Annotated in this window: 24 protein-coding genes; 3 read left to right on the top strand and 21 right to left on the bottom strand. The window is 32.8% G+C overall.

What is annotated here, in order from left to right; genetic code table 11:
* Positions 1-10: 10 nt before the first annotated feature.
* The 6 genes from nadA to ACFOZZ_RS05240 form a co-directional block, all read right to left on the bottom strand.
* Positions 11-916 carry a quinolinate synthase NadA gene (gene nadA / locus ACFOZZ_RS05265; RefSeq protein WP_376814868.1) on the bottom strand — a complete coding sequence of 302 codons (906 nt, stop codon included), beginning with the start codon at positions 914-916 and terminating at the stop codon, positions 11-13.
* A gap of 243 nt (positions 917-1,159) precedes the next feature.
* Positions 1,160-2,440 (bottom strand): ADP-ribosylglycohydrolase family protein, encoded by a 1,281-nt coding sequence (locus ACFOZZ_RS05260; RefSeq protein ID WP_376814867.1) that lies wholly within the window; start codon positions 2,438-2,440, stop codon positions 1,160-1,162.
* Positions 2,441-2,556: 116 nt separating this feature from the next.
* Positions 2,557-3,561 (bottom strand): macro domain-containing protein, encoded by a 1,005-nt coding sequence (locus ACFOZZ_RS05255; RefSeq protein ID WP_376814866.1) that lies wholly within the window; start codon positions 3,559-3,561, stop codon positions 2,557-2,559.
* 118 nt (positions 3,562-3,679) lie between these two features.
* The gene (locus ACFOZZ_RS05250; RefSeq protein ID WP_187114803.1) at positions 3,680-3,847 is read right to left on the bottom strand and encodes a hypothetical protein; all 168 of its coding nucleotides are present in this window, start codon (positions 3,845-3,847) and stop codon (positions 3,680-3,682) included.
* A gap of 796 nt (positions 3,848-4,643) precedes the next feature.
* Positions 4,644-5,180: a TIGR00730 family Rossman fold protein gene (locus ACFOZZ_RS05245; protein ID WP_055288685.1), complete on the bottom strand. Its 537-nt coding sequence runs from the start codon at positions 5,178-5,180 to the stop codon at positions 4,644-4,646.
* 87 nt (positions 5,181-5,267) lie between these two features.
* On the bottom strand, positions 5,268-6,293 hold the full coding sequence (locus ACFOZZ_RS05240; protein ID WP_278780140.1) for a YeiH family protein: 1,026 nt from the start codon (positions 6,291-6,293) through the stop codon (positions 5,268-5,270).
* Between the two features lie 111 nt (positions 6,294-6,404).
* On the opposite strand from ACFOZZ_RS05240, the gene ACFOZZ_RS05235 reads away from it, so the two are divergent.
* Positions 6,405-7,292, top strand: coding sequence for a LysR family transcriptional regulator (locus ACFOZZ_RS05235; RefSeq protein ID WP_270467594.1), 888 nt, complete (start codon positions 6,405-6,407; stop codon positions 7,290-7,292).
* A 63-nt stretch (positions 7,293-7,355) separates the two neighbouring features.
* Here the strand turns inward: ACFOZZ_RS05235 and ACFOZZ_RS05230 are convergent, their stop codons facing one another.
* The 4 genes from ACFOZZ_RS05230 to ACFOZZ_RS05215 all read right to left on the bottom strand — a co-directional run bounded on the left by ACFOZZ_RS05230 (position 7,356) and on the right by ACFOZZ_RS05215 (position 10,347).
* Positions 7,356-8,075: a macro domain-containing protein gene (locus tag ACFOZZ_RS05230; protein WP_278780136.1), complete on the bottom strand. Its 720-nt coding sequence runs from the start codon at positions 8,073-8,075 to the stop codon at positions 7,356-7,358.
* 39 nt (positions 8,076-8,114) lie between these two features.
* Positions 8,115-8,321 (bottom strand): hypothetical protein, encoded by a 207-nt coding sequence (locus ACFOZZ_RS05225; RefSeq protein WP_376814865.1) that lies wholly within the window; start codon positions 8,319-8,321, stop codon positions 8,115-8,117.
* Between the two features lie 36 nt (positions 8,322-8,357).
* A complete protein-coding gene (locus ACFOZZ_RS05220; protein WP_376814864.1) occupies positions 8,358-9,020 on the bottom strand; it encodes an SIMPL domain-containing protein in 663 nt (220 codons plus the stop codon).
* 187 nt (positions 9,021-9,207) lie between these two features.
* Positions 9,208-10,347, bottom strand: a complete 1,140-nt coding sequence (locus ACFOZZ_RS05215) for an RNA-guided endonuclease TnpB family protein (RefSeq protein ID WP_376814863.1) — start codon at positions 10,345-10,347, stop codon at positions 9,208-9,210.
* A gap of 78 nt (positions 10,348-10,425) precedes the next feature.
* Between ACFOZZ_RS05215 and tnpA the strand changes: the two genes are divergently transcribed.
* A complete protein-coding gene (gene tnpA / locus ACFOZZ_RS05210; RefSeq protein WP_286696561.1) occupies positions 10,426-10,830 on the top strand; it encodes an IS200/IS605 family transposase in 405 nt (134 codons plus the stop codon).
* Positions 10,831-10,914: 84 nt separating this feature from the next.
* Here tnpA and ACFOZZ_RS05205 read toward each other — a convergent pair whose 3' ends face one another.
* The 7 genes from ACFOZZ_RS05205 to ACFOZZ_RS05175 form a co-directional block, all read right to left on the bottom strand.
* A complete protein-coding gene (locus ACFOZZ_RS05205; protein WP_278861389.1) occupies positions 10,915-11,382 on the bottom strand; it encodes a flavodoxin in 468 nt (155 codons plus the stop codon).
* Positions 11,383-11,441: 59 nt separating this feature from the next.
* Entirely contained in the window at positions 11,442-12,239 is a 798-nt protein-coding gene (locus ACFOZZ_RS05200) for a carbon-nitrogen hydrolase family protein (protein ID WP_278861390.1), read from the bottom strand.
* A 5-nt stretch (positions 12,240-12,244) separates the two neighbouring features.
* On the bottom strand, positions 12,245-12,901 hold the full coding sequence (locus tag ACFOZZ_RS05195) for a class I SAM-dependent methyltransferase (protein WP_278861391.1): 657 nt from the start codon (positions 12,899-12,901) through the stop codon (positions 12,245-12,247).
* Positions 12,902-13,154: 253 nt separating this feature from the next.
* Complete coding sequence (locus ACFOZZ_RS05190) at positions 13,155-13,799, bottom strand: class I SAM-dependent methyltransferase (RefSeq protein WP_278861392.1); 645 nt, start codon at positions 13,797-13,799, stop codon at positions 13,155-13,157.
* Positions 13,796-14,305, bottom strand: a complete 510-nt coding sequence (locus ACFOZZ_RS05185) for a class I SAM-dependent methyltransferase (protein ID WP_278861393.1) — start codon at positions 14,303-14,305, stop codon at positions 13,796-13,798. Before ACFOZZ_RS05185 ends, ACFOZZ_RS05190 begins: the two co-directional genes overlap by 4 nt.
* Before the next feature lie 14 nt (positions 14,306-14,319).
* Positions 14,320-14,448, bottom strand: a complete 129-nt coding sequence (locus ACFOZZ_RS05180) for a hypothetical protein (protein WP_278861394.1) — start codon at positions 14,446-14,448, stop codon at positions 14,320-14,322.
* Between the two features lie 2 nt (positions 14,449-14,450).
* Entirely contained in the window at positions 14,451-15,332 is an 882-nt protein-coding gene (locus ACFOZZ_RS05175; protein WP_376814862.1) for a ketopantoate reductase family protein, read from the bottom strand.
* 233 nt (positions 15,333-15,565) lie between these two features.
* Between ACFOZZ_RS05175 and ACFOZZ_RS05170 the strand changes: the two genes are divergently transcribed.
* A complete protein-coding gene (locus ACFOZZ_RS05170; protein WP_187114804.1) occupies positions 15,566-15,715 on the top strand; it encodes a hypothetical protein in 150 nt (49 codons plus the stop codon).
* A 21-nt stretch (positions 15,716-15,736) separates the two neighbouring features.
* Here ACFOZZ_RS05170 and ACFOZZ_RS05165 read toward each other — a convergent pair whose 3' ends face one another.
* The 4 genes from ACFOZZ_RS05165 to ACFOZZ_RS05150 form a co-directional block, all read right to left on the bottom strand.
* Positions 15,737-16,276, bottom strand: coding sequence for a flavodoxin family protein (locus ACFOZZ_RS05165; RefSeq protein ID WP_376814861.1), 540 nt, complete (start codon positions 16,274-16,276; stop codon positions 15,737-15,739).
* A gap of 65 nt (positions 16,277-16,341) precedes the next feature.
* Complete coding sequence (locus ACFOZZ_RS05160; protein ID WP_278780126.1) at positions 16,342-16,656, bottom strand: hypothetical protein; 315 nt, start codon at positions 16,654-16,656, stop codon at positions 16,342-16,344.
* Positions 16,657-16,742: 86 nt separating this feature from the next.
* Positions 16,743-17,141, bottom strand: coding sequence for an arsenate reductase ArsC (locus tag ACFOZZ_RS05155; RefSeq protein WP_270467588.1), 399 nt, complete (start codon positions 17,139-17,141; stop codon positions 16,743-16,745).
* Complete coding sequence (locus ACFOZZ_RS05150; protein ID WP_270467587.1) at positions 17,134-17,688, bottom strand: DUF5714 domain-containing protein; 555 nt, start codon at positions 17,686-17,688, stop codon at positions 17,134-17,136. The genes ACFOZZ_RS05155 and ACFOZZ_RS05150 overlap by 8 nt, the downstream gene beginning before the upstream one ends.
* Positions 17,689-17,824 lie beyond the last annotated feature (136 nt).

The following is a 17,824-nucleotide window of genomic DNA, read 5'->3' as shown; positions in this document are numbered from 1 at the left end:
TAGTCATCTCCTATTTAGCAAGTTCAAGCATTCTCTGTAATGGTGCTTTTGCCTTATTCATAAATTCTTCATCTAAGAATACTTCATTTTCACCAGTTTCTAATACATGAATAATCTTTTCTAGTGAATTAAGTTTCATATTAGGACATACCTGAGTTCTTACTACATTATAAAGCTTCTTATCAGGTGCCTGATTTAGGATTGTGGCATAAACGCCATCGACTGTACCAACAATAAATTCTTTAGCATCATTTCCAACAATATAATCAATAATACCTGATGTACTTCCAATATAATTGGCTTCTTCTAATACTTCAGGCTTACATTCAGGATGTACAGCCACTAAAGCATCTGGATGTTCCTTCTTTGCATTTAATACATCTTCCTTAGTCATGATGTGATGTCTTGGACAGAAACCATTATTTAAAATGATATTCTTACCTTCTACCTGAGTTGCTACATAGCTTCCTAAGTTCTGATCTGGTACAAAGAAAATATTCTTATTTGGTAATTTATTAACGATTTTAACTGCATTCGAACTAGTTACACATACATCACTATAAGTCTTGATTTCTGCAGTAGAGTTGATATAGCATACAACAGCTAAATCATCATACTTTTCCCTCATTTCTTTGATCTTTTCTATAATCACCATATGAGCCATTGGACAATCTGCATGTGCATCTGGCATATATACATGCTTAGTAGGATTAAGTATCTTAGCACTTTCTCCCATGAATTCTACACCTGCAAATACAATCTTATCAGCATCTGTTTCTGCTGCTTTTTTTGCAAGATAGAATGAGTCACCAATGAAATCAGCCGCTGCCTGTACATCTGCATCCACATAATAGTGAGCCAATATAACAGCATTCTTTTCTTCTTTAAGCTGCTTGATTCTATTCATCATATCCATAATTTAATCCTCTTTTTCAAACTTTTCCTAAATTAAGCGCCTATCTCTTTTTACGCTGTGCCTATGCTATCATTGTTATTGACAGATGTCAAGACACATATGTTGACATTGCAAAAGAAATAAGTTCAATTAATATTACAATATCCCTGAATGTAATAGATTACATATATTTTCAGGATGAAAATAGACTCATTAAAGCAAAAAAAGATTATAACTATAGTTACAATCTTTTTAGATTATTTTTTAACTTTCTTTCGCACATTCGTCATATATACTAATTAATAGAGCTATCATATTCTTACTGATTTGAATATGTTTTCCAAATGGATTAATGACAATACCATTTACTTCTTCTAAGTCAAGCACTGATTGAAGAATGGATAATATTGACTGGTTTATTTGAACATTACCACTCGATCCTTTATGCATTTCATTTGTTGACGTAAATACGCCCATCCACTCATTCCCCTTTACATCCTTCACTGTTTCTAGCTTAAGCTTCACATCATGATCAAGTGTAAAAGTATCACCAATACTTATACTATTTAACTGCTCTTTTGATAAAATTGAGTGCGTTGTGATATAAGGCACTACTAATTCTCCACCCTGTTCAATACTTATGAGTAGGGTTTTCATGAACACCAGCATTCCATCCTTATTATTCTGAACATAATATTGGTCTATCGCATCTTCAATCATCTTATTACTATTTGGAAAATCATCTTTTCTAGAAAGAACATCATTAAAATCATCAAGAACAATTCTCATATCTTTATTAATACGTTTTCTACATTCAGTTATTAACCATTCAGGTATTCCATAATAGGCTTCTGCAATACTTCCAGTAATCGCTCCAAGGGTATCTGTATCCCCACCTAGAGATACCGCATTTCTTATAGCATCTTCAAAGTCCTTGGCTTCAAGAAAGGCAATGATTGCTTCAGGGACTGTTTTTTGACAGGTTTCATCCATATGATAGCCTGGTCGAATCTCATTAAGTGTTCTATTCAAATCATAATGAAATTCATTCTCAATATACTTTTTGATTTCTTCTTTTGATGAACCATTTCTGGCCATAAATATCGCACTCGCAGTCGCCTCTGCACCCTTAATACCTTCTGGATGATTATGAGTTACATTTGCAGTTGCCTTTGCGATAGTTCTTGTTTTTTCAAGGGAATCATAAAGCCATCCTGCAGCTGATACTCTCATGGCAGAACCATTTCCATAACTATTATAAGTCTCGGGATGACGGGCTGTTAGCCAGCGTCTAAAATAACCTCCGTATCCTGCATGAGGATATCTTCTACCCCATGATTGCATACTTGATATAACTGCATCTTCGATTTCTTTGACTGTTACATCCTGCCCTACTTTAAGTAATGCCTCACATACTGCAAGAGTCATGACTGAATCATCTGTAAAATGAGATCTTCTACTAAATAATTTGAAATCCTTTGTTTTATCTCCTCTATCAAATTCAAATGGACTGCCAATAATATCTCCTAAAATTGCACCATACATAATATATTCCTCCAATCTTTTCTTATTACAATATCAGTATAAATGAGGAGGAAAGATATGTGGTCGCTTTGAAGGCGACATTTAAAAAACGTCGATACATGAAGTACCGACGCCATTTATGCTCCAAGAGTTTCATTGGTATATTTGAATAATGTGATGTTGAGTTCCATAATATCATATTGTTTATCGATGATTGCTTTTTGTACAATTAGATCTACTTTACTGCTTGGACTAAATGCCCAATCCGCTCTTGCAAGTAGATCTTTTGATTCTTCTAGATTAAGGTGTAATGCGATACATAATGCAAATACGGTTTTCTTTTTAGGATGATAGTTCTTATTGCATTGAATTTTAGAAAAAAGTTTTCTATCTAGATTGGCTCGTTTCCATACGTCTTTATTATCCAAATGCGCTTTGTCTATGAGTTCAAATAATTTATCATGAAATGAAGGGCCAATATTTGCAAGCTGATTTTCTAAAGAAGTATCCGATAAATGTAGAGATGATTCTTCATGAAATGTAGAGTTAAATAAAGAACAAAGACGAGCACTTCGTCTGTAGCTTAAAGGATACTCATTAATATGACTTTCTTTGACATAGTTTGCATCAATATAAGAATCAATCTCTCCGACAATTTGGCTGGATAATTGAAAAGAGGTTTTATCAAATACAACTAAAATGATTTCTATTTCATGTTCTGTCAAAAACTGACTGAATACAGATACTGCAATGTGCAAAGCCTTATCTTTTGGAAATTCATACACACCTGTTGAAATAAGAGGAAATGCGATACTTTGACATCCTAGTTCTATTGCTTTTTGTAGAGGTAGACGATAACATCTTTCTAGTATTTCAAGTTCATGATGATTTCCATCAATCCATACAGGTCCTACTGTATGAATAATATATTTTGCGTTGAGATTATAAGCTCCAGTGACTGCAATCTCTCCTCTTTCAATGGGGCCAATAGTCTCTCTTTCTGCAAGAAGCGCTTCTTTTCCTGCTGCTTCATATATCGCCAGATCTGTGCCACTGACACATTTTGGTTTTGGATTTGCTGTATTAACAATGATATCAGCTTCTACTTTTGTAATATCGTTTCTTACTATCTTAAATGCCATAGTATTACCTCTTATTTTTGATTTGTGTCTTCTGTATAAGTGAATACAATTTCTTCTGCAAGAATACTTGCTTTAACTCTCATTAAGCTATCATAGATATTTGATTTACCAAGTAAATTCATACCACCATGCCATACGTTTGACTTAAACGGCTAATGCCTGCTTTATCATAAATAGAATTGACAGATACAACATCAATGATCCCTGTTAAGGTATTCTTACTACCATGTAAGACCCCTATGAGATCTTTTCTTTGTTTCTCTTTCCCTGAGTTTGTCTTATACATAGGCAGGTCTTCGTTTAATTCTAAAAAGTGATGTGATTCATCTACCCATTGATCAATAAATGAACCACTCTGCATAATAATGAGTGTAGTGATTTTCCTTTGAGAAATCAAATAACTAGATACAACTATCTTACCAAATGCAGGGGCTGCATTAAGAACGCCATTATCATAGCTTAATAAATCAGATGCAGCAGTAAGATGTTCATCTCTTAATTTTCCAGTAAATGCTACATTAATAGGTTTTCCTTTTTCTCTCTTATCAATAATTTCATACTCAATATTTGATGAATCACACTTATTGAGGAGAGTTTCTAATACCTCTTTTGGAATTTTTATATAGTCGTTTATGTCTTCCCCTAAATAGATAACTCTTGGCTGCTTCCAATTGAAGCCGCTAAGCGTTTAATCTGGTTTTGAATGCGAGGCTTAAGATTAAGTATGTCTACATATATGCCATCTGCAAGGACAATAGAGAGTTTCTTTATAACATCTTCACTATAGAAGTTTTCATCCTTTTTACTCTTCTACCTTGAAACAAAGGAAGAAAAGAAGCTGCAAGTTTATCAGTAATTTAAGTATCTTTGATATATGGACCCTCATCGATAGATTCAGTTGCCATTTCTTCTTTTAGTTCATTAAATGTGATATTAGATTTTTTAGTAGTTCTTTTAATTCTTGGTTTTCTTCCTGGAGATGCCTAATCATCTTTCTTAATGATTCCGAGTTTTGTCCTTCTAGATTCATTATACGTCTCCTTAACTATTATTTATTATAAAAAGAATAATGAAAAAAATCACTATTCCTCTTCAATAATATTTTTTATATCTTCTAGATTATCTGCAAAATAAATTCCCTTCTGTTTTTCATCAGTAGATAATCCCATTTCTATCATATGGGACATAAGTTCTTTCATGCCCTTATAATAATCATTCAAATTATAGAATATGCAAGGCGTATGAAGTTGTTTCAATGAAATTTTAGACATCACTTCTGATATTTCTTCTAGTGTTCCTGTACCACCTGGAAAGGCGATAAAGGCATCTCCTAATTCTATCATTTTTGTCTTTCTTTCTGTCATATCTTGAGTAATGATTAATTCAGTTAAGCCATCATATTGTAGTTCTTCATCAATGAAGAATTGTGGTTCTATTCCAATGACATCTCCACCTGCATCTAATACACTTTCTGCAATATATCCCATTAATCCTGATTTTGATCCCCCATAGATGAGTGTATGATTGTTTTCTCCAATCCATGTACCAAGTTCTTTAACTGCATCCTTTAATACTGGATCATTGCCTCTCAAGGCACCTAAATAAACTGTAATGTTCATATGATTCTCCTATTAAAAAACAGTGAAAATTAAGTTTCACTGTAAGTCTATTTATATCTTAAGAAATATAATATGTAAAGTCAATGCTTACCAGATACCCATAACATGCTGCATGAGTAATGTAACAATAGTAATACCACACCAGCATGATGCACCTACTAATAATGGTTTACCACCTGTTTTAATTAAGTGAATGACATTACTGTTTAAACCAATTGCAGCCATAGCCATAATAATAAGGAATTTAGATAATTCTTTAATAGGTAAGAAAATATTGCTGTTAACTCCTATATGAAGGCTGACTGTAGTAATAATAGCAGCTAATACAAAGTATAGAATAAACATAGGGAATGCTTTCTTTAAACTGAAGTTTGAAGATTTCTGGTTCTTCTTACTTCTAATCATTGATAATCCTAAAGTGATAGGAATAATGGCAAGTGTACGTGTTAATTTGACAGTTACAGCTTTATTAAGTGTAGCGCTTCCTAAATGCCACATACTGTCCCAAGTAGATGCAGCTGCAGTAACTGAAGATGTATCATTGATGGCAGTTCCTGCAAATATTCCAAACGCATCACCATGTAATGTATCAAAGCCAATGGCTTTACCTAGAATAGGGAAGAATAATGCAGCTAAGACATTAAAGAAGAAAATAACTGCAATAGCCTGAGCAACTTCATCATCATCGGCATCAATGACTGGTGCAGTAGCTGCAATGGCAGAACCACCACAAATAGATGAACCTACACCTACTAGAATAGATGTATTGGAAGGTACATGTAATATCTTTCTTAAAAGCCATGCAATAAGAAGTGAAGTTGAAATAGTACAAACAATAATAGGTAATGACTGCTTTCCTGTTTCAAAGATGACACCTAAATTCATACCAAAACCTAATAAGACGACAGCTGTTTGTAGAATGATCTTAGAAGTCCATTTGATCCCTGGTGCTGCTTTACCTTTTTCTTTCCAAAACATAGTAATAAGCATACCTGCAAGAATTGAAATCACTGCCCCACCGATAACTGGAAATTGTTTTCCTAGTAACCATGATGGAATTGCAATAACTAAACATACAAGTATGCCATATATATTCTTTTTAATAGTTTCCATGAAATAACCTGCTTTCTTTAAATGTGTGCTCATTATATCACTTGACTATAATAATTTTAAATTATATATTTCTATTGAACTATAAGTATATATTATTGATGGGGTGATTTGATGTTAGATTATCGTATAAATACTTTCTTAAAGGTGTGTGAAACACTCAACTATACACTTGCGGCAAAAGAACTGCATATTACTCAGCCAGCTGTTTCACAGCATATTCATTATCTAGAAGAAGAATATGAAACAACACTCTTTGTATATTCAAATAAGCAGTTATCTTTAACACGTTCTGGAGAGATATTGAGGAAATATCTGATGACTATGCAGAATGATGAAAAGAATATTATAAAAGAGATGAAAAGCAGTGAAACTACCATAGAGACATTATCCATTGGTGTGACTATGACAATTGGTGAGTATGCGATAGTTGATAGATTGGCTGATTTTATTAAACATCATCCTGAAATGAATCTACATCTTCATTATGGTAATACAGCAGAATTATTAAAGCTATTAGATCAAGGTATGATTCATATAGCTATTGTGGAAGGAAATTATCCTAAAGAGAAATATAGTCATAAAAAATACAGCACAGAGGACTATATTGCCATCTGTGCTGCATCACATGAGTTTAAGAATATACCTCATACTTTACATGACCTTCTTAATGAAAGACTTCTTGTACGAGAACAAGGTTCTGGTACTAGACATATTCTTGAAGAAAGTCTAAAAGTACGTGGTTTGTCTATTTCTGATTTTATACATTATACACAAATAGAAAATATGCATACTATCATAAGTTTGACCAAGAAAGATTGTGGTATTTCTTTTATTTACAAGATTGCAGTTAAAGAAGAACTACAAAAAGGTGTATTAAAAGAAATTGTATTAAATGACTTTAAGCTCCAGCATAATTTTGAATTCATCTGGGAAAAGGATAGTCTGTTTACTGAGAAGTATATTTCTATCAGTGAAGAGTTTTTACATAATACGTTTTAGTAGTTTAAATTTCTTATCACCAAATGGTGCATAACGTAATGGCACATCAATCATTACTAAAGTTTATTTCTTAATCTTCTTAAAGGCTAACTTGAATACTGCTATGCCGGCTTCAAATAGTTTCTTTTGGTTTTCTGGTTTCTTTATCCATTCAATAGCTTTTTCTAATTGAGCTTCAAGTATATCCTGTGCAACATCTTTTCCATCAGCAATCAGTTTTCTTTGTTTAGCCTGATGTTGGAGCTTTTTATCATTCACTTTGATGTTAGCGGGAATGACAAATACATTATAACCTAGACTATTTATATACTTCTCCATGTTATCACCATAGATTACTAAGAATACTTTCTTCAGATTTACACCTTGGAATGATTCGATACTTTCCTCAGCAATTCGTACTGCGAGTTCCTTATCAAAGCCATTATTACCTGATGCTAGAAGCGGAAATGCAATTGATTCACATCCCATTACTTCTGCAATATTAAGTGCCGCTAAATATGCAGAACTTAATAAGTCATATTCATTATGCTCTCCGTCAATCCATTTAGGCACGACTGCATGAATTATATATTTTGAACTTAAATTATAAGCCAATGTTGGCACCGCACTTCCTATATTGCGATGACCCAGTTTTTTACATGCTTGAGTTAGTTCTTTTCTACCAGCAGCACTAAAGATAGCTTTAGAGGATCCAGGACCTTCCTTGAGTCCTTCGTTTGCAGGTAAAACTATTGCGTCTGAGACAACATCAATAATATTCGCTTTTATAATTTTAAACTTCATTATTTTACATCTCCTTTGTCATAAATCATTTGATAATACCTAGTATTTTTTTACATCTTCTAATGTTAGCCAACCTTTTTCTTTACCCGATTTTCGACCTTTAACGAGTTCATTCGCCAGCTGTAAAGTTGCCTGTATCTTTTCAGAGTCCTCTATATCAAAAATTGTATTATTACTGTCTCCATCTGTTATAGCATATAGTACTTCGCTATCACACAGATCTGAAATAAGTTCAATTTTTGTCAAACATCTCAACGCCTTTCAATCCTAGCTATTCGTACATTACTTAATATTCCAAATCACAGTTACTGTATCTGTGACATCAATATCATCTGCTTCAATATCAATATCATATCCAGCACGAGCTGTTGTTTTTTCAGCACTTGCAAATGCAAAATTCTGTATAGGTTCTGAGACAAAGCTGACTTCACCCCAAGAATAATCAATAGATACGATATCACCTAATTTAACATCTGCAGCATTTGCTAAGACTTCAGCTTTGTGCTTTGAATCTTCTATCGCATTCTTTAATAATTTATCTTTATGCTTTTCTGGATCACTGACTGTATATTCAATAGAGATTTCTGGTGTAATCACACTATGTGCCAAAGTATAGAGTATTTCACCTAGTTTCTTATTATCTGCATCAAATTCTATCAACATATGATGTGTATATGTATATCCTATTAATCTCTTTTTCCAGCTTTGATCTTTGGCTTTATAACTTTCATATTTGGTATTAATATCAAAGCTTCTAGTTTTTAAATCATCATTTTTAAATCCTAGAGAAACAAATAACTCCTTCAATATTTTTGTTGTTTCACTAGATTGTCTTAATGTGACTTCATATTCCTTATATGATTCTTCCATTGTCATATTAAGACGTATTATATCAGGCTTGACTGATACTTTTCCTTTACCTGTTATTTTCATTGTTTTATCCATGGTTATGCCTCCTTTCCATTATTATATCAAAAAAGCCCTGTCAACTACCCACGACCTAAAGGTCATGGGCTTGTAACTGCCCAGTCGTACTAATGGTTTACACCTCCGACCTTTAACCCCAATAGATATTGCTATCTAAAGTGGCGTTACATCATAGGGTGGTTGACAGCACCCTTTGCAGCAGAGTTTACTCTGTTACAACTGTATTAGGTACTTGGCTATCTGCAAGATAGTCTATTCCCATACGATACAGATTCATAGCTCCAATGCGGTCATCATTAGATTTATAACCACATTTTTTGCAGGTAAACAGATGTATCTTCTTATTGCGGTTAGACTTTTCAACGTGTCCACAGCAAGGGCAGCACTGACTTGTATAGCGAGGGTCTACCTTAATAACAGAAGACTGATTCTGTTTTGCTTTGTAGATTAGTTTTTGCTCAAGGTCATAGAAAGACCATGATACAGAAACGTAACGATCTTTTGTCTTAACACGTTCTGTAGCATTACGAATACCTGACAAATCTTCCAATACAAAGAGAGTGTGCTTTGGGTTGTTTTCAACGAGTGCCTTCGATACCTGATGGTTAATATCCTGCATCCAACGGTTTTCTCGCTGACCGATAGCTTTCAGTCTTCGTCTTGAGGATGGCGTATGTCGCATTTGAAGTTCTTTACGGAGCTTGGAATAGTTAGCACGTTTCTGTTTAATAGCTTTACCACTAACAAATCCAGACTTATGTTTGCTGTCATAAGTTGCAACAACAAAGTTAATACCTCTGTCAATACCTACAACGTTACAGATGTCAGAAATATTACTTTCTTCAACCTCATAGGTAACTGGTATATGCAGATAGTATTTACCATGCTTACTTACAAGTCTGGCAGTACCAAACTTATAAATCGTATGATCGAAATACTTAGACATTCCATCTGAAAAATAAGATAACTTTACACGACCATTAAGCGTATTGATTGAAAAACGGTTTTGTGTTAAGGAATAATCTCTGTTCCAAACCAGGTCGTACTGAGGCTTTTTGAACGATGGTTTAATCCACTCATTCTGATTTTCAAGAATGGTCTTATATCTGGCGATAACAGTCTTCAAAACAGACTGCGCCATCTGCGATTTAAGGTTAAACTCTTCTCGTAAAGTAGAATACAAAGCTTTATTAAGTGAAAACTGCTTTAAGTCATGAGTGCGGAATACATAGTCTGAAACATAATTACAGGCATTACGATAAACAGACATTGTTTCATCAAGCAAAACCTTATCTGTTTCAGCTGCGATTATTTGAATTTTAGCTGTAATAGTCATCTGTTCCATAGATGTACTCCTTTCATAGATATTTCACTATATATTATATTTATTTTATAGCGAAATATCTATATTTTGAGGTAAACTGTGGATAATAGATACAATCGTCATAACAGACAAAAATACAGTCTGAAGGTACATATAATTCTAGTAACCAAATACCGCAAACAACTACTAAAAGACTCTATCGCCAATGATGTTAAACAAAAGATTCTCGATATAGCTAATACTCGTGGCTACGAAATTATTGCGATAGAAACTGACAAAGACCATATACATTTCTTATTAAGTTACGATACAACAGATAGAGTTTGCGATATTGTCAAAATTGTAAAGCAGGAAACAGCATACCACTTATGGCATAAGTATAGTTCGGTCTTATCAAAACAGTATTGGAAGGAAAAAACATTTTGGTCAGATGGTGATTTTGCTTGTAGCATTGGAGAAGTGTCATCAGCAACTATACAAAAATATATTGAAAGTCAGGGATAATAGATACAATTTGCGAGGCTCCTCTCACCACCTATTGGCAGTGGGAGGAGCCTATGACAAACGAAAGGATTTATTTATGAATAATCATAAGGCCAATAATTCTTTTACTTTTTGAGTTGTTAGATTGTTTAGTAATAATCCTTTTTTAATATCTGCATTTGGTGCTGATACTTTTAATTCTTTTATAGTGTTTCCAAAACCACTACTTCCTGATGTAGCGAATAGTGTAATTCTCTTATTAGAGAAATCATATGCTTCTAGGAATGTATTAATAATTGTAGGTGCAACATACCACCAGATAGGAAAACCTAGATAGATATGATCATACTTTGAAATATCTAGATTATCTTTAATAATGGCAGGACGAAAAGATTTATCCTCCATTTCAATACTGCTTCTAGACTTCTTATTCATCCAATCAAGATCAGCTTTTGTATATGGGACTTCTGGCTTGATTTCATATAAATCAGCCCCTGCTATCTTTGCGACTTCTTCAGCTGCATGCTTTGTAACACCACTTGCACTAAAATAAGCAACCAATATTTTACTCATAGTATCATCCTCCTTGACTAAATTATAAAGTGTGAACCTTACTTTATGGCAAGGAGATTTTATTGATATAATTCTTTTCTTCTTAGTTGTGTATAGGGCCTACTTTCTCTTATTTTCTTTGAATTAGACAAATCAATGTCAACATATATGATTTCTTCCTGATCACCTGCTTTTTTAATAACTTTCCCATTTGGATCTACTACAACGGATTCTCCAGAAAAGTTCATTTCACCCTCTTGTCCTACTCTATTGCACATCGCAATACTTACACTATTATGAAAGGACTGGACACGAAGTTCCCATTCAAACATTTCTGAAGGTTCAGTTTTAGTATTCACTGTTGGAATAAGTATTAGATCTGCGCCCATCAGCGCTTCTGTTCTAATACTTTCAGGATAATGTCTATCAAAACATACGACAATGCCTATTTTACCATATTCTATATCAAATACTTTGAATCCATCATTTGAAGGTGTGTAGTAATCTTGTTCATAGAATTGTCTAGCCTGTGCTATATGAATCATTTTTTGAATGCCTTTGATTTCTCCATTTTTCCCTATTAATAGACTTGCATCATAGGTTTTTCCTTCTTCTTCAAGATAAATGTTTGGAACAGATATAATATTATATCTCTTACTTGCAGATTGAAGCATCTTTACTTCTTTTGAATCAAGTTTAAGTCTATATTGTGATACATCCTTTCCCTTATATTGTGGAAAGAATTCTGTAAGCTGAACTTCTGAAAATAAGATGAGGCTTGCATCATTTTCAGAAGCTTGTCTAATAAACTCTATACTTTTATCTAAGTTATCTTGGATTGTACCTTCATTTTTCATTTGAGCTAACGCAATACGCATATGTTTCACCTCTTTTTACAGTGAAAATATACCATTGATCCATCAATATGTATATCAATGATTTGATAGAGTTTATCTAGAATCTCTTTAAGTTCTTCTTCAGTTTGAAATGGTGGCGTAAACCACCCTTTCTTTGAAAGAATATTTTTTACTAGCCAGTCTGTTCTTTTTGATTTTCCTTTAATATAAAAGCATGCAATAAAATCACCACTAGGTTTTAGTACGCGCCATGTTTCTTGGAAAGCTTTAATCTTATCAGGAAAAGCATGAAATCCATTCATTGATAGTACGATATCAAATGTTTCATCATCCATCTGTAAGTTTCCTACATCTCCCTGAATATATTGGATATGTTTTTGACCATTTAATCTTATCTTAGCCTGTTCAAGCATATCCTGACTATAGTCAAGACATGTAATATGCGCATTATTTAAAGAAATCCATTTATTCTTAGTGAATACAGCTGTACCTACTGGAACATCAAGAAGAACACCATTAAAATCATTAGGAATATAAGAGAGTACTTTTTGTGCGATTACATTATCATCAGTACCACTCCAAAATAGTTTTATATAAAGTTGACTAAAAATATTGGATTGAGTGAGAACGTCATCATATATATTCTTAGATGATTCATAAGCATCTTTTACTTTATCTTTCATATTCATTTTCCTTTCTATTCTTCTATTCCACAACAACATTTCTTATACGTTGATCTATATCTAAGCGTGTATGTAATTTCATAACTTCTATCATTTCCTTAATACTAGTTGTGGTTGTTTAAAACAACTATTTTATTTGAAATATTATAAACAAAAGGAATTTTACCTAATACATGATATATAGGCATTAACTTCTTCATTCCTTCTACAAGACTCACTTCAGTAAGAAAAGAAAATGTAGGAAGAAGTTTTTCTAGTTCTTTCCCATTTTTATACCCCATGTAAATTTTGCGCGACTGCCTTCTATAGATTTGTCTTTAATGTGATTCACCATAAAAGGTGACATCACTTCAACCATTATTGTGACATTTGAAAATGCATGTTCGATAATAGAAAAGATCTTCTTAATATCAATTTCAGTTAAATACATAGTCAAACCTTCTATGATTACTAGAACGTCTTCTCCTTCATTGTGAATAGTATTTGTATAGGTTTCATCCATAGCTGACTTCGCGATTTGATAGATAGGTCCTATTTCTGTTAAAAACTGTTTTCTTATATTCATCGTTTCAGGTAAATCTAGATTATACCAGCTTATATATATGCCTTTCATACGATAACACCTTGTATCAAGATCACATGCAATATTAATCACAATAGTATTCTTATGTTTATCTAAATATTCCTCTACCATCTTATCTAATACAATTGTTCTTGCAATCACACCTGAACGCATTGTTTTATCTTGATCTGCTTGAGAAAAGTCATAATCTAATTGTTTGACTATTGATACAGCCATTTCATCTTTGATTTGAGGATTCTTTTGACTTGTTTCTTTAGCACGTGCATAAAGAGTCTGGATCATTGTTTCTGCTACACCTTTTACATTTATTTTCATTTTGAATCGCCTTCTTTTCTTACAACACAATGAAGACGCATTCCTTTACGTATTTCAAACTTCTCTACTTTTAATCCTGCTTTTTTACAACATTTATATACAACATCTCTTGTAGGAACCTGGAAATCTCCATGACCACATAAGTTTGCGAGAGGCATTTCAAATGTCTTCATTAACCATACAAGAAATTTATTATCACTTGTGACATCCCTAAGTATTAATCTACCCTTTGGACGTAAGCATCTTTTTACACTATTGAAAAATGCCTGTGGATTAGGGTAATGATGAAAGCTCATAGAACAGATAATGGCATCAAATGAGTTTTTCTCAAAAGGGAAATTCTCACAATCCCCTACTACAAATACTGCATTTGGAATATTCTTCTTTTTAGCCTGTTCAATCATAGCAGGTGTAAGATCAAGTCCAGTATAATACTTATCAGGATATTTTTCTGATAGTAAAGAAATCATAGGTGCTGGCCCACATCCTGCATCTAGTAGATTCATGAATGGTTCTTTCTCTAATTCTTTAAAATATCTGGATAATCCTTCTTACACATTTCATAGACACCTGCATGATTTCCCTCATATCTCCCAGCTGCTTTAGTAAATTCTTTGATTGATAGTTGTTTATATTCTTCATTTGTCATATTCATAATCTCCATTTCTTAATATAAGAATAAAATTGTTTATGTAGTTCTCTCATTTCATCTGGTGCTTTAATTGCATGCTGATACATAAATTTTTTACCAAAACTGCTTTTAAAAGTTTGAGACAAAATATATATGAGTATGGATGTTGGCAAATAGCGGAATATATGCATTTTAACTGGTGATAAGGTATTGAGATTTTTATATAATGTATTGAAATTCTTTTTAAGCTGAATAGCTGTTTTTCTCATCACCACTTTATCTTGTCCTACAAATTTTGGATTTTCTGTTTGATAATAAGCATCTGCAAGAGGTACAACCATTCCAAGGTGACATAACTGCCATATATGCATATTATTGACCTGCTGGTAAGGTATATGCGCATATTTCAATATTTGTGAGAGCTGTTCTGTTCTTTTTGTTTTCTTTCCTGATATTTCAAAAAAAGTAGTGGGTTGTATAATTTTAGGAGTAAGTGCTGCATCAAGTATATTATTTGTGATAGTGCCTCCAGCACCCGGGAAAGCAGATAATATTTTTCCTTTTCCTACAATACAGTCCCATTTTTCATAATTATCTAGTGTATTGACCATAGTAATGATAGTTTTACTTTTATTGGATTTTAATTCTTTAAGTGCTTGATATAATTGATTTTCTCTAACAGTTAAAAAAATAAAATCATATATATCATTATCTTGTAAGTGGTCAATGATCTTGATATCTACTTTTTTGATTATATTATTTTTCTTATAAAGGAATCCTTGATTTTGAAGGGCTTCAAGTCTATGTCCTCTTGCATAAATAGTTGTATAATACCCTGCTTCTTTCAACAAAACTGCATATAAAGAACCAGTTACCCCTGCACCATATATAAGTATTCGCATGATATCACCTCTTTGTTAGTTTAGTCTAACTTACAGATTCAGTATATCACTATGAAATAGATATCACAATTAGTATATTAGTTATAACTAACAAAAAAACATGAACATCATGTGTTCATGCTTATGATTCTTCATCTAATTGTCTTATACCTTCACCATTCTTACACACTCCTGCCTGACTAATATAGACAATACCTTTATTGGTCACTTCATCTCTCCTAAATAAGAAATATATGCCTGTTTGTTTTAATTCATCTCTACTCTTACATTCTTCTAATGAAGTACGAGGAATCTTAAAGGCAAGACCTGTCCATTTCGCAAGTGTTCATTTAATAATTGCATCTGTACCAGCAGGTAAGATAAAAGGTGCAGCAATTGCATAATCAAATATCACAATGTCTGCCTTATACATGAGAACCTAGATTATAGGCTTCTTTAAGCTTATCATTACTAGATATATCTCCACCACTAGATACACCACCACAAAGTACAGTACCTTTAATAGATGTCTTTTCAAAGCAGTCAATCCATCCATTTAGTCCAGTAATGATTTTTTCAAAGACTTTGTCTCCTTCTTCTGCAGCTGTCGCAAGAAGATAGACATCTCTGAACTTATAATCTTTTGAATACATTGGATTGAGACGATCAATAAGAGTTTTCATCTGTCCACTCATTTCATAATAATAGATAGGTGTAGCCCATACAACAACATCTGCATTGATCACACTATTCATAATATCAGCAACATCATCTTTAATAACACAATGTCCAGTTTTTTGACATGCAAGACATCCAATACAGAAACGAATATCTTTATTCTTTAATGTGATATATTCTACCTCATTTCCAGATTCTTTTGCTCCTTCTACAAAACTTTTCGCAAGTAATTCTGAATTACTATTATTTCTTAGACTTGTTGATAATACAACGACTTTTTTACTCATAATACCTTTTCCTTTCATATAAATACATCTTAAAGGCTAAAGTGAACTTTAGTGCAAGAGTATTATTATTTCTTTTGAAGTGTTTTTCCTAATATTTCTCCTATGAGTGCAATGAGAGAATATGCGATAATATACACCCAGGCAGAAATATTATAATAGATGAATAATGTAGGAATGAACAGAATTGCGACAATAAGAGGATAGATGAAATCAAATACATTTCTTAATCCATAAATAATAGAAGTAATCAGTGTTATAAGAGGAATGACAATGAGTAAAATAAACATGCCACTTCCTGTATCTTGAATTAATATTGGAATTAGATAGAAAGTAATGAAAATAATGAAATAATAGACCCAGTTCTTTTTGATTTTATCCATAAGTACGTCTCCTTATAGTATATGACTAAATAGAATAACTGCAATCAATAAGAATAAGCGAGAAATAATTCTCATAATAAATCCTACTAGTTCTTTAAATTATCCGTTAAATCTAATATTTTACTTTCAATTTCTTTGATAATATACACAAATTCTTCATCGCTTTTACCTGTAGGATCTTCTAAACCCCAGTTATCATCAAAAGGTCTTCCTATGAAAGGACATCCTACATTGCATCCCATAGAAATCGCAATGTCAGGTTTTGGAATATCATTTATAAGTTTAGAGTATTGCGCTTCTTCCATATCTATTCCGTACATCTGTTTCATTATACGAACAGCATCATGATTTATAACTGATTTTGTTTCTGTGCCTGCAGAATAACTTTCAAATACATCAGATGCCAGATAATGACCTAATGCCTCAGCTATCTGACTTCTACAGGAATTATGAACACAAATGAATGCGACTTTCTTTTTACTCATGAAAAGGACATCTCTCCTTTATACATTGCTTATTTAGTTTTGAATAGTGACAAGATGGATGTTCATATTCTAAAGTAACATCATAATGCGCATTGATATAATCAATCGCATTCTTAAATGAAATCATTGCGTCTCTTTTACAACATCTAGGCCCATTGATTTCACCCAAGTTCTTTAATGCGTTTGAAGTAAATTCCATATGGTCTCCCCAGGTACCATCTAGCGATAAAGGTCCTGTATGATCAATAATAGACAGTGCAGCACCTAGAGATGTGACTGCACCGCATACGCCCCATAAACCACACATAGCACCAGGCATTCTCAATCCTTCTATCATAATTTTATTTAATGCATCATCTAAATCAATTTCACCGCCTGCATTTTTAAATGCAACGAGTAAACATGCTCCATCTAAAATATGATGTTCTGGTCCATGAATATTGATATAATCATGATCTGCAATTCTTTTAAATATCTGTATAGGGTTATTTCCTTTTTCTTTCTTTATATCCTTGATAATTAATTCAGCTTTTTCTTGTATTGACATAAAAATCTCCTCCTTTACTCCATTATATAGTAAAAGCGACAGGATTACCCTATCACCCTAATTATTTCTATTTTTTCTTATATATACGAATCATGAGAGGTGCTTCCACTAATAACATGGCAATCCAGCCTATCAA

This window comes from Catenibacterium sp. GCM10023432, from assembly GCF_042651925.1.
Taxonomy (GTDB): Bacteria; Bacillota_I; Bacilli_A; order Erysipelotrichales; family Coprobacillaceae; genus Catenibacterium; species Catenibacterium mitsuoka.
This window is presented reverse-complemented; position numbering and strand designations above follow the sequence as displayed.

Excerpts from the sequence above, each read along its gene's own strand:
- ACFOZZ_RS05205 (WP_278861389.1), bottom strand. The coding sequence starts at position 11,382 with ATGAGTAAAATATTGGTTGCTTATTTTAGTGCAAGTGGTGTTACAAAG.
- ACFOZZ_RS05165 (WP_376814861.1), bottom strand. The coding sequence starts at position 16,276 with ATGAGTAAAAAAGTCGTTGTATTATCAACAAGTCTAAGAAATAATAGT.
- ACFOZZ_RS05155 (WP_270467588.1), bottom strand. The coding sequence starts at position 17,141 with ATGAGTAAAAAGAAAGTCGCATTCATTTGTGTTCATAATTCCTGTAGA.
- ACFOZZ_RS05240 (WP_278780140.1), bottom strand. The coding sequence starts at position 6,293 with ATGGAAACTATTAAAAAGAATATATATGGCATACTTGTATGTTTAGTT.
- ACFOZZ_RS05230 (WP_278780136.1), bottom strand. The coding sequence starts at position 8,075 with ATGAAGTTTAAAATTATAAAAGCGAATATTATTGATGTTGTCTCAGAC.
- ACFOZZ_RS05160 (WP_278780126.1), bottom strand. The coding sequence starts at position 16,656 with ATGGATAAAATCAAAAAGAACTGGGTCTATTATTTCATTATTTTCATT.
- ACFOZZ_RS05150 (WP_270467587.1), bottom strand. The coding sequence starts at position 17,688 with ATGTCAATACAAGAAAAAGCTGAATTAATTATCAAGGATATAAAGAAA.
- ACFOZZ_RS05255 (WP_376814866.1), bottom strand. The coding sequence starts at position 3,561 with ATGGCATTTAAGATAGTAAGAAACGATATTACAAAAGTAGAAGCTGAT.
- ACFOZZ_RS05190 (WP_278861392.1), bottom strand. The coding sequence starts at position 13,799 with ATGAAAATAAATGTAAAAGGTGTAGCAGAAACAATGATCCAGACTCTT.
- ACFOZZ_RS05235 (WP_270467594.1), top strand. The coding sequence starts at position 6,405 with ATGTTAGATTATCGTATAAATACTTTCTTAAAGGTGTGTGAAACACTC.
- ACFOZZ_RS05220 (WP_376814864.1), bottom strand. The coding sequence starts at position 9,020 with ATGGATAAAACAATGAAAATAACAGGTAAAGGAAAAGTATCAGTCAAG.
- ACFOZZ_RS05175 (WP_376814862.1), bottom strand. The coding sequence starts at position 15,332 with ATGCGAATACTTATATATGGTGCAGGGGTAACTGGTTCTTTATATGCA.
- nadA (WP_376814868.1), bottom strand. The coding sequence starts at position 916 with ATGGATATGATGAATAGAATCAAGCAGCTTAAAGAAGAAAAGAATGCT.
- ACFOZZ_RS05215 (WP_376814863.1), bottom strand. The coding sequence starts at position 10,347 with ATGGAACAGATGACTATTACAGCTAAAATTCAAATAATCGCAGCTGAA.
- ACFOZZ_RS05195 (WP_278861391.1), bottom strand. The coding sequence starts at position 12,901 with ATGAAAGATAAAGTAAAAGATGCTTATGAATCATCTAAGAATATATAT.
- ACFOZZ_RS05180 (WP_278861394.1), bottom strand. The coding sequence starts at position 14,448 with ATGACAAATGAAGAATATAAACAACTATCAATCAAAGAATTTACTAAA.
- ACFOZZ_RS05185 (WP_278861393.1), bottom strand. The coding sequence starts at position 14,305 with ATGAATCTACTAGATGCAGGATGTGGGCCAGCACCTATGATTTCTTTA.
- ACFOZZ_RS05170 (WP_187114804.1), top strand. The coding sequence starts at position 15,566 with ATGCCTGTTTGTTTTAATTCATCTCTACTCTTACATTCTTCTAATGAA.
- ACFOZZ_RS05250 (WP_187114803.1), bottom strand. The coding sequence starts at position 3,847 with ATGTATAAGACAAACTCAGGGAAAGAGAAACAAAGAAAAGATCTCATA.
- ACFOZZ_RS05200 (WP_278861390.1), bottom strand. The coding sequence starts at position 12,239 with ATGCGTATTGCGTTAGCTCAAATGAAAAATGAAGGTACAATCCAAGAT.
- ACFOZZ_RS05245 (WP_055288685.1), bottom strand. The coding sequence starts at position 5,180 with ATGAACATTACAGTTTATTTAGGTGCCTTGAGAGGCAATGATCCAGTA.
- ACFOZZ_RS05260 (WP_376814867.1), bottom strand. The coding sequence starts at position 2,440 with ATGTATGGTGCAATTTTAGGAGATATTATTGGCAGTCCATTTGAATTT.